Annotated in this window: 14 protein-coding genes and 1 tRNA gene; 7 read left to right on the top strand and 8 right to left on the bottom strand. The window is 71.6% G+C overall.

The window, feature by feature from the left end; genetic code table 11:
• On the bottom strand, nt 1-176 hold a 176-nt coding region (locus ACFE64_RS00890; RefSeq protein ID WP_375390557.1), incomplete at its 3' end, for a DEAD/DEAH box helicase.
• Between the two features lie 275 nt (nt 177-451).
• Here ACFE64_RS00890 and dapB point away from each other — a divergent pair.
• From dapB to ACFE64_RS00870, 4 genes are all read left to right on the top strand, one after another.
• Nucleotides 452-1,180, top strand: coding sequence for a 4-hydroxy-tetrahydrodipicolinate reductase (dapB, locus tag ACFE64_RS00885; protein WP_375390553.1), 729 nt, complete (start codon nt 452-454; stop codon nt 1,178-1,180).
• Nucleotides 1,181-1,190: 10 nt separating this feature from the next.
• Nucleotides 1,191-1,835: an endonuclease III gene (nth, locus tag ACFE64_RS00880; RefSeq protein ID WP_375390552.1), complete on the top strand. Its 645-nt coding sequence runs from the start codon at nt 1,191-1,193 to the stop codon at nt 1,833-1,835.
• Nucleotides 1,836-1,847: 12 nt separating this feature from the next.
• Nucleotides 1,848-2,237: a hypothetical protein gene (locus ACFE64_RS00875; protein WP_375390551.1), complete on the top strand. Its 390-nt coding sequence runs from the start codon at nt 1,848-1,850 to the stop codon at nt 2,235-2,237.
• A 43-nt stretch (nt 2,238-2,280) separates the two neighbouring features.
• Nucleotides 2,281-2,357, top strand: a tRNA-Arg gene (locus tag ACFE64_RS00870).
• 77 nt (nt 2,358-2,434) lie between these two features.
• Here the strand turns inward: ACFE64_RS00870 and ACFE64_RS00865 are convergent.
• The 3 genes from ACFE64_RS00865 to ACFE64_RS00855 form a co-directional block, all read right to left on the bottom strand.
• Nucleotides 2,435-3,685, bottom strand: a complete 1,251-nt coding sequence (locus ACFE64_RS00865; protein ID WP_375390550.1) for an arsenic transporter — start codon at nt 3,683-3,685, stop codon at nt 2,435-2,437.
• Entirely contained in the window at nt 3,682-4,968 is a 1,287-nt protein-coding gene (locus tag ACFE64_RS00860; RefSeq protein WP_375390549.1) for an MFS transporter, read from the bottom strand. Before ACFE64_RS00860 ends, ACFE64_RS00865 begins: the two co-directional genes overlap by 4 nt.
• A gap of 100 nt (nt 4,969-5,068) precedes the next feature.
• Complete coding sequence (locus ACFE64_RS00855) at nt 5,069-5,653, bottom strand: hypothetical protein (protein WP_375390548.1); 585 nt, start codon at nt 5,651-5,653, stop codon at nt 5,069-5,071.
• 121 nt (nt 5,654-5,774) lie between these two features.
• On the opposite strand from ACFE64_RS00855, the gene ACFE64_RS00850 reads away from it, so the two are divergent.
• From ACFE64_RS00850 to ACFE64_RS00840, 3 genes are all read left to right on the top strand, one after another.
• The gene (locus tag ACFE64_RS00850) at nt 5,775-6,440 is read left to right on the top strand and encodes a response regulator (protein WP_375390547.1); all 666 of its coding nucleotides are present in this window, start codon (nt 5,775-5,777) and stop codon (nt 6,438-6,440) included.
• On the top strand, nt 6,437-7,801 hold the full coding sequence (locus tag ACFE64_RS00845; RefSeq protein ID WP_375390546.1) for a sensor histidine kinase: 1,365 nt from the start codon (nt 6,437-6,439) through the stop codon (nt 7,799-7,801). The genes ACFE64_RS00850 and ACFE64_RS00845 overlap by 4 nt, the downstream gene beginning before the upstream one ends.
• A 99-nt stretch (nt 7,802-7,900) precedes the next feature.
• Nucleotides 7,901-9,379, top strand: coding sequence for an amidase (locus ACFE64_RS00840; RefSeq protein ID WP_375390545.1), 1,479 nt, complete (start codon nt 7,901-7,903; stop codon nt 9,377-9,379).
• Between the two features lie 78 nt (nt 9,380-9,457).
• Here ACFE64_RS00840 and ACFE64_RS00835 read toward each other — a convergent pair whose 3' ends face one another.
• From ACFE64_RS00835 to ACFE64_RS00820, 4 genes are read right to left on the bottom strand one after another with little or no spacing between them, the layout of a single operon-like run.
• Nucleotides 9,458-10,576, bottom strand: a complete 1,119-nt coding sequence (locus ACFE64_RS00835; RefSeq protein ID WP_375390544.1) for a hypothetical protein — start codon at nt 10,574-10,576, stop codon at nt 9,458-9,460.
• On the bottom strand, nt 10,573-11,715 hold the full coding sequence (locus ACFE64_RS00830; protein WP_375390543.1) for a DSD1 family PLP-dependent enzyme: 1,143 nt from the start codon (nt 11,713-11,715) through the stop codon (nt 10,573-10,575). Before ACFE64_RS00830 ends, ACFE64_RS00835 begins: the two co-directional genes overlap by 4 nt.
• Nucleotides 11,715-12,968 (bottom strand): D-arabinono-1,4-lactone oxidase, encoded by a 1,254-nt coding sequence (locus tag ACFE64_RS00825; protein WP_375390542.1) that lies wholly within the window; start codon nt 12,966-12,968, stop codon nt 11,715-11,717. The genes ACFE64_RS00830 and ACFE64_RS00825 overlap by 1 nt, the downstream gene beginning before the upstream one ends.
• Nucleotides 12,965-13,096: a hypothetical protein gene (locus ACFE64_RS00820; RefSeq protein WP_375390541.1), complete on the bottom strand. Its 132-nt coding sequence runs from the start codon at nt 13,094-13,096 to the stop codon at nt 12,965-12,967. The genes ACFE64_RS00825 and ACFE64_RS00820 overlap by 4 nt, the downstream gene beginning before the upstream one ends.
• Nucleotides 13,097-13,203: the final 107 nt, after the last annotated feature.

Below are 13,203 nucleotides of genomic sequence, written 5' to 3'. Positions count from 1 at the left end.
GAGGGCAGCACGAACGCGGCGGTCTTGCCGGTGCCGGTCTGCGCGATGCCGAGCAGATCGCGGCCTTCCAGCACCAGCGGGATCGCGTCGCGCTGGATGGGGGTGGGCTCGACATAGTTCTTGGCGGCGAGCGCCTCGAGCAGCGGCTTGGCGAGGCCAAGCGGGGAAAAGGACATGGGGAGACTTTCAACGGGTGCCGGCGCGCGCTCGGCTGCGAGCGCACGGGCGGCGGGAGATGGAACCCCGCGTGATATGGGAATCCTGGCAGCGACCGAGGCGGAGCCTGCCCCGGGCCTGGCCCAGGGCGATCACGCTGCGCGAACGCCTCGATGGCGGTGCATGTGCACTGCGGTGCGGCAAAAGTCAAGGTTGCGGCCGGCAGCGGCGGATCGCCCGGCATGGTGGCGGCGCCGGGTGACGGGCCGGCCGCACTGTGCCAAGATCGCGGCGCATGACGAACATCGGCATCTACGGTTCGCTCGGCCGCATGGGCCGCGCGCTCGGGCTCGCCATCGAGGCCGCCGGCGCGACGCTGGCCGGCGGCACCGACGCGGGCGACGATCCCGCCCCGCTCGCGCGCGCGGCGGACGTGCTGGTCGATTTCTCCTCGCCGGCGGGCCTGCCGGCGCACCTCGCCGCGGCGCGCACGGCAGGAACACCGATCCTGATCGGCACCACCGGGCTGTCGGCCGCGCATCAGGTGGCGATCGACGCGGCCGCGGGCGAGATCGCGGTGCTCCAGACCGGCAACACCTCGCTCGGCGTCACGCTGCTCGCGCAGCTGGTGCGCGAGGCGGCGGCGAAGCTGAGCCCGGAGTGGGACATCGAGATCGTCGAGATGCACCATCGCCACAAGGTCGACGCGCCGTCCGGCACCGCGCTGCTGCTCGGCGAGGCGGCGGCGGCGGGGCGGGGCGCGACGCTGGGCGAGCTGCGCGTCGACAGCCGCGCCGGGCTGACCGGCGCGCGGACGGACGGCACGATCGGGTTCGCGAGCCTGCGCGGCGGCGCGGTGATCGGCGACCATCGGGTCGTGTTCGCGGGCGAGGGCGAGCGGGTCGAGCTCAGCCACCTGGCGCAGGACCGCACCATTTTCGCGCACGGCGCGGTCAGCGCGGCGCTGTGGCTCCACGGCCGCGCGCCCGGCCGCTATCGCATGGGCGACGTGCTGGGCCTGTGAAGCGCACGCCATGAACCGGACGAATGTATTCGAGTTCTACCGCCGGCTCGCCGAGGCGGACCCGTCGCCCGAGACCGAGCTCGACTGGATCAATCCCTACACGCTGCTGGTCGCCGTGGCGCTGTCGGCGCAGGCGACCGACGTCTCGGTCAACAAGGCCACCCAGCGTCTGTTCGAGGAGGTGCGGGATCCGGCGGCGATGGTGGCGCTCGGCGAGGCGGCGCTCAAGGCGCACATCAAGACGATCGGCCTCTACAACACCAAGGCGAAGAACGTCATCGCGCTCAGCCGCCAGCTGCTCGCCGAGCATCACGGCGAGGTCCCGGCCGATCGCGACGCGCTGGAGCGGCTGCCCGGCGTCGGGCGCAAGACCGCCAACGTGGTGATGAACGTCGCGTTCGGGGCCGACACGATCGCGGTCGACACCCATATCTTCCGCGTCGGCAACCGCACCGGGCTGGCGCCCGGCAAGACGCCGCTGGCGGTCGAGGCGGGGCTGGAGAGGGTCACGCCAGCGCCGTTCCGGCGGCACGCGCACCATTGGCTCATCCTGCACGGCCGCTATGTCTGCAAGGCGCGACGACCCGAGTGCTGGCGGTGCATCGTCGCCGACCTTTGCGCGTTCAAGCCCAAGACGCCGCCGCCCGTGGCGTAAGGACCTGACCCGATGCGCCCTCTGCCGCTTGCCCTGCTGATCGCCCTCGCCGCGAGTGCCACCGCCGCCGACCGTCCCTCCCGCGTGCCCGACGCCGCGCCCGCCGGGCCGCCGGTCAGCTGCGTCGGCCTCCCGCAGATCAGGGAGACGCGGGTGCGTGACGATCGCACGATCGACTTCGTGATGCGCGACGGTCGCGTCTATCGCAACGTGCTGCCGGCAAACTGCCCGGAGCTTGGTTTCGAGCAGCGCTATTCCTACGAAACGAGCCTCAGCGAGCTGTGCTCGACCGACATCATCCATGTGCTGCACGCGACCGGGCCGTTCCAGGGCGCCAGCTGCGGCCTCGGCCAGTTCCAGCCGGTGACGCTGGCGGCGCAAGGCCGCGGCGCCAAGCGGTAGGGGCTGGCGAACCACCGGCCCGCCTGCTACGCGCCCGCTGTCCGCACCCGTAGCTCAGCTGGATAGAGCGCTGCCCTCCGAAGGCAGAGGTCACAGGTTCGAATCCTGTCGGGTGCGCCAGGTCCGCCGCCAGCCACCGTGTTGCGCGCCGGCCACCCCTGCGCGGCAAGGGAAGACGGTGGCCGGCCCTGGCAAACTCATCCGATCAGCAATCGTGCGCCGAGCGCGACAAGCAGCGCCGGGGGCATGGTCGTGGCCCCGACCTTCAGGAACCGCCAGAAGCCTATCTCCTCGCCTTCGCGCCGTATCGCGGAGAGCCACAGGATCGTTGCGAGCGAGCCGGTGACGGAGAGGTTCGGCCCCAGGTCGACGCCGATCAAGAGCCCATCCACGACCAGGCGCGGCGCGTGCGCCTGGTCAATCGCGGTGCTCGCGATCAGGCCAGCGGGCAGATTGTTGATGAGGTTGGAGCCGAACGCGACGATCGTGCCCGCCCCCGCGGCGGCGAACTGTTCGCTACCGCGAGCGGCGTCGCCGAGCGCACGGGCCAGCGCGCCGACCACGCCCGTTCGATCGAGCGCCTCGACCAGCACGAACAGCCCCGCGACCAGCGGCAGCACGCTCCAGGAGATCGCGCCGATCACCGTCGCCGGCGAGCGGCGCGCCATGAGGCTGACCGTCAGCGCGGTCGCGGCTCCCGCCAGGCAGGTCGGCAGGCCGAGCGGGCGATCGAACGCCGACACGGCCATCAGCAGCAGCGCCGTGGCGATGATCCCGAGCAGCGCCGCCCGTCCAGCCCGCGACAGGGCGGGCCGGTCGACGTCGCGCCTGCAGGCGCGGCGCAACGAGCGGCGCTCGATCAGCCTGAGAGCGAGGAACGTGGCCACGATCGAGACGAGCGAAGGCAGCGCGAAGGATCGCAGCCACGCGCCGAGCGGTGGCATGTGCCCGCCATACAGCACCAGGTTCGCCGGGTTGGAGATCGGCAGCACGAAGCTCGCGGCATTCGCGACCAGTGCGCAGGCGAACAGCAGCGGCAGCGGTTCCGCCCCGCTCTTCCGCGCGGCGGCATAGACCGCCGGCGTCAGCACGACGGCTGTGGCGTCATTCGACAGGAACGTGGTGACGATCACGCCCGCACCATAAACCAGCGCGAACAGACGCGCGGACGACGCGTGCGCGTGGTTGACCGCCGCCGCCGCGACCCAGTCGAACAGTCCTTCCGCGCGGGCGGTTTCCGAGAGAAGCATCATGCCGGTCAGGAACAGGTAAACGTCGGTTCCCTCGGCGACCGCGCCGAGCGCCGACCCGACTGGCAAGAGCCCGAACGCCACCAGCAGGACCGCCCCCGTGACCGCCCAGATCGCTTCTGGCCAGCGGAACGGGCGCGCGATGACTCCGGCCGTTGCCGCGACGCAAATGATCCAGGCGGGTAGCGCGGCCGTCACGCGGCAGCCGGTTGCTTGTCGTTCCGACCCCCGGCGCACGCCGGCCGTAGCGTCGCGGCAAACCCCAGCCACAGCGCCAGGCTGCCTAGCGCAAAGCCGCCGAGGATGAAGAAGGCGATGCGATAGCCGAGCAGCTCCGCCAGCCAGGCGCCGATCGCGGGACTGAGGGACGCGCCCAGTCCTTGTACCGTCATCACCGCGCCCTGGCCGACGTTCACCCGGCCCGTGCCGTCGAGCAGGCATGCGACCAGCCCTGGCACCGCGACGCTTTGCAGCCCCGCGCCGATGCCGTCCAGCACCTGAACGGGCCACACGCCCCAATGCTCGATGACGGAACCAGCGATCAGCCCGCGCACCGGCAGCGCCGCGAACGAGATCAGCATGACCAGCCAATAGCCCTTGCCGGCCGCAACGCGCATCGCGATCAGCGACGTGACGATCATCACCGCTTGCGCGACGATCACGGTCGTGGCGGTGAACAGGGCAGGGTTGCCCTTGCCGGCGCCGACGACCGCGAGGCCATAGAGCGGCAGCATCGCCCCGTTGCCGAGATGGAAGAGGGCGAGCGAGGCGGCGAGGATCAGCATCGGCTTGTTCCGCAGCAGCACGCGGAGCCCCTCGGCCCGTCCTCCGCCAGCATCGCCGCTGTCTCCTTGTTCGAGCCCACGCGCGGCTTGATGGTCGATCGCGCGCGCCGGTATCAGCAGCACCGACGTAATGGCGAGCAGCCCGAACACGGCGGCGAGGTAGAAGATGGCCGGCATGCCGAACTTCCATCCGAGCCAGCCGGACAGCGCAGCGCCGACCATATTGCCGGCATGGTTCCACGCCTGATTGCGCCCGTTCTGCGCGTTGAAGCCTTTTTGATGAACGATCCCGAGCGTCATGCCTGCAACGGCGGGGCCGATCGCGGCGCCGGCGACGGCGGTGGCCACTTGGCTGACGGTGACGACCAGGCCAGATTGTGAAAGCAGGATCAGGAACGAGGCCGCGACGGTGCAGATGCCGGTCACCACGACCACCGTCCGCTTCTTCGTGGTGTGGTCGATGAACGCTCCGGCCGGCGCGGTGAACAGCATTCCGGCGACCCCACCCGCCGTCATCACCGTGCCGATCGGCCCCGTCGCCCATCCACGCTGCTGCAGGAAGACGCCCAGGAAGGGGCCGATCCCAGCCTGCATATCGGCCATGAAGAAGTTGAGGGCCTGGAGCGCGCGCTTGCCCCGCGTCGCGTTCGCCCTCCGTCCGTTGTCGTCTTTTTCGCTCGCTGCAATCGTCGCCATCGGCCGGTCCTATGGTTGGGCCAGCTACGAGCCGCACGCCCTGGCCGCCGGCTTGGGGGTGAGCATCAGCCCGCCCCCAAAACCGCCTACGCCGAACGGGTCAATGGCCCGTGTCGGCAGGGCCGGCCGGCGCGGCCGCCGAAGCAGGAGTGCCGCTCGGTGCGACCGGCGCCGCCGGGGAAGCAGGGCCAACGCGATCGGCACCGGGCGGGGGCGCGTCGGGGCCATCGTCGGGCCCGTGCCGCGGTCCGTGCCGCGGGCCGTCATGCGGCCCGCCGAGCGGCCCTAGCGCCGTCACCTTGTTGTCCGGGCCGACCAGGAATGCGGCGTGGACGAACCCGCGATCGAAGCGGCCTTGCACCGTCACCGGCTCGCCGGTGGTGACGAGCCCGCCGCCTTCGCCTTCGCGGCCGGTATCGACCAGCGCCCGGCCGCTCGCATCGGCCAGGATGAACTTGTTGCCGTAGATTTCGGCGACGCGGCCCTTGACGGTGACGATGCCGCTCGACGCGAGCGATCGGATCGCGACGGGTGTGGCGGGCGCCATCGTCACGGACGGCCGTGTGGCCTGCATCGCGACCGCCCCGGCGCCACCGCCCACGGCCAGCAGGACGATGGCCGCGAGCGCGGCCGAGCGAGGGTTCCGGAGCCTTTGGAGAGGCGAACGGGTGTCGGTGTCGGGCATTGAGTGATCTCCTTGGTGTTCGATGATGCCTTCTATACGAGTCGTCCCCACCCACGCTGAACCTCCCGGTTCAGATTCGGTTTGGCTTGGCAGGCTATTCTTCCTCCGAAGGGATCGGCGGTTGCGGGTATTGCTGGTCGAGGACGACAGGGTGCTGGCCGAGGGCATCGCGCGCGCGCTTCGCGCCGAGAACTTCGCGGTCGACGTCGCCGATAATGGCGAGGACGGGGGCCATCTCGGCTCGACCGAGCTTTACGACGCCGCGGTGCTCGATCTCGGCCTGCCCGGGCGGGACGGCATGTCGGTCTTGCGCGAGTGGCGTGCCGAGGGACGCAGCTTGCCCGTGCTGATCCTGACGGCGCGCGATGGCTGGTCCGAAAAGGTGGCGGGGTTCAAGGCCGGCGCCGACGATTACCTCACCAAGCCGTTCCGCATGGAGGAGGTGGTGATGCGCCTTCGCGCGCTGGTCCGGCGCGCCGCCGGGCACGCGAGCGCGACCATCGCGTGCGGCCCGCTCAGCTTCGACGCGCAGCTGGGATCGTTCGAGCTGGACGGCCTGCCCCTGAAACTGACCGCGTTCGAGTGGCGGGTGCTGTCGGCGTTGACGCTGCGCAAGGAGGCGGTGATCGAGCGCGCCGAGTTGATCGAACGCGTCTACGAGGGCGATGCGGACGTCGATTCCAATTCGATCGAAGTCATCGTCGGTCGGCTCCGGCGCAAGATCGGGGCGGCGATGATCGAGACGGTGCGCGGGCGCGGCTACCGGCTGACCGCCGGCCCGGCATGAGAGTCTGGCCGCGCTCGCTGTTCGGCCGCCTGCTCGGCATCGCGACGGTCACGACAATCGCCGCGCTGGCGTTCGCCGCCGTCACGATCGGGCATGTGCTGGAGCGGTTCGTGATCCGCGGTCTCGATCAGCAGCTCGATGCGCAGGTGACCGTCCTCGCCCGGGCCGTTCGACCGGACGGCAGGCTCGACGGTGCGCGCGCGATCAGCTTGCCGGCGTTCGAGGAGGCGGGTTCGGGCTGGGGCTGGCGCGTGGATGGTCCGGCGGGCCATTGGGCCGGCGGGGCGGTGATCGTGCCGACCGCGGCGCCGCTGCCGCCATGGCGACCGCACGGCCGAGACGATGGGCGACGCGACGATCCTGGCCCGCACCCCGGCGAAGGACGGGACGCGACGGGAGAGCGGCTCCACTTCCGTCAGATGGCCGTGTCGACCCGAGCGGGAGCGGTGCTGTTGACGGCGGCCGGGCCGCGCCGCGTGGCGGTCGCGCCGCTGCGGGAGGCGATGGTGCCGTTGCTGCTGTCGCTCGCGCTGCTGGGCGGCGCGCTGGCGCTGGCGACGGGGCTGCAATTGCGGTTCGGGCTGCGGCCGCTCCGCCGGCTCCGCCGCGAACTCGGCGACGTGCGGGCGGGGCGGCTGCGCCATATCCCGACCGATCAGCCGGCCGAGATCGCGCCGCTGGCGGCCGAGCTCAATGCGTTGATCGACCAGAACGAGGAGGGACTGGCGCACGCGCGCCGGCACGTCTCCAATCTGGCGCATGGGCTGAAGACCCCGCTCGCGGCGCTCGGCGTCAGGCTGGCAGAGGCGGGACACGATCCCGACGGCAGCCTGCGCGCCATGGTGTCGCAGATCGACCGGCGTGTCCGCCATCACCTCGGTCGCGCGCGCGCCGCGGCGCCCGGCGGCAATCGACGCGCGCATACGTCTCTCCGGCCGGCCGTCATGGACCTGGTGACGGCCCTGGAGCGCATCCATGCCGAACGGCCCGTGGCCGTCGCGGTGGAGGTCGCGCCGGCCCTCGCCGTCGCGGTCGATCCCCAGGACCTCGACGAGATGGTCGGCAACCTGCTCGACAATGCGTGGCGGCACGCCCGTTCGGCGATCAGAATCGAGGCGCGGATGGAGGCAGCAGCCGTCGCGCTGACGATTGACGACGATGGTCCGGGGCTCGGTGAAGTCGCCATCGATCAAGCCCTGGTGCCCGGCCGCAGGCTCGACGAACGGGGGGACGGGCATGGCTTCGGGCTGTCGATCGCCCAGGAGCTGGCCGAACTGAATGGCGGCAAGCTCGCCCTCTCCCGCGCGCCAGCGACCTCCGGCCTGAGGGCGGCACTGACGCTTCCGGTCGCATCGATCTAGCCGGACGCGAGCCTCCCTCGAGCGGAGACGCCGATCCCCGGCGAGCATGGGGCAGGTTCCGCGCCTCCCTGCCTCGCGCGTCGGCGCGAAAGCATCGCGTTGTCCGCTTCGACGATCTGCGCCATCCTGGTGCGGGACACGGCGGAGCCGGCGATGCAGGACTATTCTTCCTATGACGCGCTGGGATTGGCGGCGCTGGTCCGCGCCCGCGAGGTTTCCGCGGGCGAGCTGGTGGAAGCGGCGCTGCTGCGCATCGAGCGGCTCGACGCGACGGTGAACGCGGTCGTCTTCCGCGATGCCGAGGCGGCGCGGAGGATCGCGGCGGGGCCGTTGCCCGCCGGGCCGTTCACCGGCGTACCCTTTCTGGTCAAGGATTTCGGCATCGGCGTCGCCGGGTGGCCGCGCACCAGCGGCAGCGTCTTCTGCGCGGATGTCGTCGACCGCGCGGACACCGGCCTCGCGCGCCGCTACCGGGCGGCGGGCGTCGTGATGCTCGGGCGCGGCGCGTCGTCCGAATACGGCATCGTCGGCAATGTCGAAACGGCCGCCCACGGCGCCGTCCGCAATCCCTGGAATCCCGCGCATATCGCCGGCGGCTCGTCGGGCGGATCGGCGGCGGCGGTGGCGGCGGGGATGGTGCCGATGGCGCATGCGTCGGACGGGCTCGGCTCGATCCGCATCCCGGCCGCGTGCTGCGGCTTGGTGGGCATGAAGCCGACCCGCGACCGGGTGCCGAACCTGCCCGACGGCTTCGACTATGCGATGGGCTTCTGCGTCGATCATGTGGTGACCCGCAGCGTCCGCGACAGCGCGGCCATGCTCGACGCGACCGGCGTTCCGGAACCCGGATCGCCCTATGCGGTTCCGGCCAAGGCGGGACCCTACCTGGACGAAGTCGGCCGGGCGGTGGACAGGCTTCGGATCGCCTGGTCGGGCGACACGCCATCGGGGCGGCCGATCGATCCCGAGGTCCGCGCCGTGCTGGAACGCACCGCGACGACGCTCGCGGCGCTGGGGCACGAGGTGCGCGAGGAAGGGCTGGGCGTCGATCATCGCGCGATGGCGAAAACGCGGGCGCCCGTGTCGGCCGCCAATTTCGCCGCGGGGATGCGGCGCGTCATCGACGAGGTCGGGCGCGAACCGCGCGAGGACGAGCTGGAGCCGCTGACCTGGGCGGCGCTGCAGGGCTCGCGGCTGGTCACGGGCGAGCAGGCGTTCTGGGGCTATCAGGAACTGCGGATGCTCACGCGCGCCGTGGTGCGACGGTTCGACGCGATCGACGTCTATCTCTGCCCGGTGATGACGGCGCCGCCGCCGCCGATCGGGTTCACCGATCCGGCGGCGGTCGCGCCGGGCGAGATCGCCAGGCGGCAGACCGCGCTGTTCCCGTTCGCGGCGGTGTTCAACTTCACCGGCCAGCCGTCGGTGTCGTTGCCGCTGGGCATGAGCACGGACGGGCTGCCGATCGGCATGATGTTCACCGCCCGTTACGCCGACGAGGCGACGCTGTATCGGCTGGCGGGGCAGATCGAGAAGGAGATGCCCTGGGCTGCGCGGCGGCCACCCGTCTGGCTATAGCCGGGGTGAGGCCGGCGGGCACAGGGATCAGGTTGGCGGATCAGGTTGGCGCCTGTTTCGCCTGCGACCGGTGAGGGATCACGCCGTACGCGGGCGCGGCCGGCCGACGCCGATCAGCAGGCCGATGCCGACCGCCAGCGCCACCGCGCCGAACCGGAGGACGGGCAGGAGGTCGCGCGCGCTGACCAGCTGGGCGGCGATCAGCGGCCCCAGGCTCGATCCGGTGAGCTGCGCGCCACCGATCAGCAGCGCGGCGCGGCGGCTGGGATCGGCCGCGACCACCAGCGGCACCTGGAACGGCATCGCGAACAGCCACAGGAAGCCGAACGCGGCGGTGGCGGCGACGAACATGATCGGCGTGGGGGGCGCGGCCATGAGGGCCAGCACCAGCAGGTCGGCGACCAGCATGCCGGCCATGACGATCCGGGCGCGGAGCCGGTCGGCCAGCACGCTCGCGACGCCGGCGCCGAGCACCTGCATCGCCAGCGAGAGCGGCGCGACCACCCGCAGCAGCCCGGGCGGCACGCCGCGTTGCAAGCCGAGCGGCTCGACATAGACCCAGACCGCGACCGCGCCGGCGAGCATCAGCAACGCGCCGAGCAGCGCGAGATAGCCGCGGGCCGGGATCGCGCCGCCGGCTTCGTCGGCCGCGACGATCGGCGCATAGGCCCGCGGCAGGAGCGGCACGGCGATCAGCCCGGCGATGGTCACGATCGCCAATGTCGTAAAGCCAGCGCCGCTGTCCGCCACCAGCAGCCCGAGCAGGCTCGCCACCGCGAACTGCCCGGCAGTCTGCAGCGCGAGATAGATGCCCGACCAGCGCTCCGGCCGGTGCCGACGCACGATAAAGGCGATGACCAGCCAGATCAGCGTCCCTTCGGCCAGACCCGCGCCGATCCGCGCCGCGAAGAGACCGCCGGTCGCGAGTGACGGGCTCGAAGCGTCGAGCGCGACGCTCGCGAGCAGCGCCAGGGCGGCGATCGGGCGCAACCGATCCGCGGGCAGCACGAAGTTTGCCCCGCCGGCAGCGGCCCCCATCGCCAGCAGCTCGACCGTCGCGAGCGGGCCCAGCGCGTTGACCGAGATGCGCCCTTCTGCCGCGAGCGCGCCGAGCAGCTGCGGCTGCAAGCCCGGGATCAGCACGCCGATCACGCCGATGAACAGGATCGCCGCCACTTCCGGCGGGCGGAACGTCACCGCGCCCGACCCCGCGCGCTCACCGGCCAGATGTCCACGAGGGTGTCGCCGCGGACGACGTGGTAATGGTCGTAGAGGTTCACCGTCGGATCGCAGTGCGGCACCGTCAGCGTGACCGGATCGCCCGCGCGCAGCCGCAGGCCGATGTCGGGCGCGATCAGCGCCGCATGTTCGTCCCCCATGAACGCGAAGGCCGTCTCTGGCGCCGCCCCGGTCGTCACCCGCGCCGCACCGCCGTCCGTGGACAACGACTTGAAGCCGGCGTCGATCGTCACCAGCGCCGCGTGGTTGGCGCTGACGACGCGCGCATCGACCATCAGCGCGGTCTCGAACGGCGCGCCGCCGCTGCCGTCCAGATCGCAATCGAGATACTGGCGGTCCATGAAGACGTAAGAGCCGGCCTGCAGCTCGGTGAAGACCCCCAGCGCGAGATCGATCGCGTGCGTGCCGGTGCCCGAGCCGGTGACGATCGTCGGGGGGAAGCCGGCCGCCGCCAGCGCCGCGATCACCTGGCCCAGATAGCTGGTCCGCTCCTCGATCGCGGCGCGGCGGGTGGCATAATCCTCGATATGCTGCTGCATCCCGCAATAGAATTGCACGCCGCGATAGCGGAGGTGAGGGCAGGCGGCGATCGCCGTCGCCAGCGCGACGGCCGCCGCGGGCGAGGCGACGCCGGTGCGGCGGATGCCGGGATCGATGTCGATCATCACGTCCAGCGTCGCGTCCGCGGCCGCGAGCGCGTGCTCGATCCGCGCGGCGACGGCGGGATCGTCGACCACCGCGGCGAGCCCCGGCGCCCGCTGCGCGAGCAGCGCCAGCCGCTCGATCGCGCCCGGCGCGGCGACGGGCGAGGTGATGAGCAGCCTGGTGACGCCGTCGTCGCTCAGCACCTCGGCCTCGCCGATCTTGGCGCAGCACAGCCCGACCGCGCCGGCGGCCAGCTGGCGCCGCGCGATGTCGCTCGACTTGTGCGTCTTGGCATGCGGGCGCAACGCGACGCCGTGCGCGGTGGCCTTCGCCTGCATCGCCGCGATGTTGCGGTCGAGCCGATCGAGATCGAGCACCAGCGCCGGCGTGTTGAGCGCGGCGCGCGACCCCTGCCGGCCGATCAGATGCGCATGGAGCTGCCGATCGTCCATCAGCTGAACAGCTCCGCGAGATGACCGTTGAGGAACCTGCCCGCCGGATCGGCCTCTCGCCGCACCGCCCGATAGCGTTCGGCCATGGGGTAGAGCGCGTCGACGTCCGCCCGCGACAGGGTGTGGCGCTTCGCCCAGTGCGGGCGGCCGCCATGTGCGCGGAAGATCGCCTCGGCCTCGGCGAACAGCGCGCGCCAGGGCATCTTCGCATATTGATGCATCGAGATCGCCGCGACGGGGCCGGCGTTCATCGGGCTCATCCAGATATCGTCGGGCGCGACGATGCGGAACTCGAAGGGGAAGGAGACCGGCAGCCGCTTGCGGCGGATCCAGCCCACCACCTCCTCCAGCGCACCCAGCCCGGCGGCGACCGGCATCTCATATTCCATTTCCTCGAAGGGGATGGTGCGGTCCGACGGAAAGATCGCGTGCGCCGGGCCGTAGCGCCGGCCCTTCATCGCCGATCGCATCATCACTCGCTGGAGGGTCGGCACCAACAGCGGGATCAGCGCGCCGATATTCAGCAGGCGGCGGAAGGTGGCCTCCTCCATGTCACGGGTGGAGAGCGGCGGATCGCACGGATCGGTCGTCGCCAGCGTCTTCAGGATGACGCTGTCGGCATGCGGGAAGAACCAGAACTCGACGTGGCGCAGCTCGGCTGCCATGGCGTGATAGCGTTCGCGGATCTCCGCCCACGGGCGCTTCTCGATCCGCTCAACGAGGTGGAAGGCGGGCACGACCTCGCACGCGATCTCGGTCGCGATGCCGAACAGGCCGAGCGACAGGCGCTGCGCCTCGAACAGCGCGGGGTTGGTGGTCGCGTCGCACCAGGTCGCCTCGCCGTCCGCGCCGATCAGGCGGAAGCCGCGCGCGAAGGAGGAAAGGTTGCCGAGCTCGCGTCCCGTGCCGTGCGTGCCCGTCGCCATCGCGCCGGCCAGCGACTGCGGATTGACATCGCCCTGGTTGGCCAGCGCCAGCCCTTCCTCCCACAGCGCCGCGGTCAGCCGCTTGATGCTCCAGCCGGCCGGGATCTGCGCGGTGCGGCGGTCGGGCGCGACCGTCATCGCGCCCGCCATGTCTTCCAACGAGACGATCGTGTCGTCGGTCTCGCATAGCGGCATGAACGAATGCCCGGCGCCCGTCGCGCGCACGGTCCGCGCGGTGCGCACGATCGCGGCGAGCTCGCCCTCGTCGCGCGGTCGCCGGACGGTCGCGCCGGCGCGGACGCTGCCCGACCAATTGGCCCAGCTCATCGCGCCGTGGCCCCGAGCGGATCGTCGTCCTCGACCCAGCCGTCGGCGATCGGTCGGTTCGGGCCGGCGGTGGCGCGGACGATCGGCGCCGCGGCGGGACCGGTCGAGACCGCCGGCCAATCCGCCATGACTCTTCGCAACGCCCGCATCGTTCATCCCCCGATAACTTGCCGGGAGAAAGAGCGTATCATGAAACACCGCGGCCGATATCCTCTTACGTGGCGAACGTGCCGGC

Source organism: uncultured Sphingomonas sp., assembly GCF_964250165.1.
GTDB lineage: Bacteria > Pseudomonadota > Alphaproteobacteria > Sphingomonadales > Sphingomonadaceae > Sphingomonas.
The sequence above is the reverse complement of the archived record's forward strand: the minus strand, read 5'-3'. Positions and strand labels throughout refer to the sequence as shown.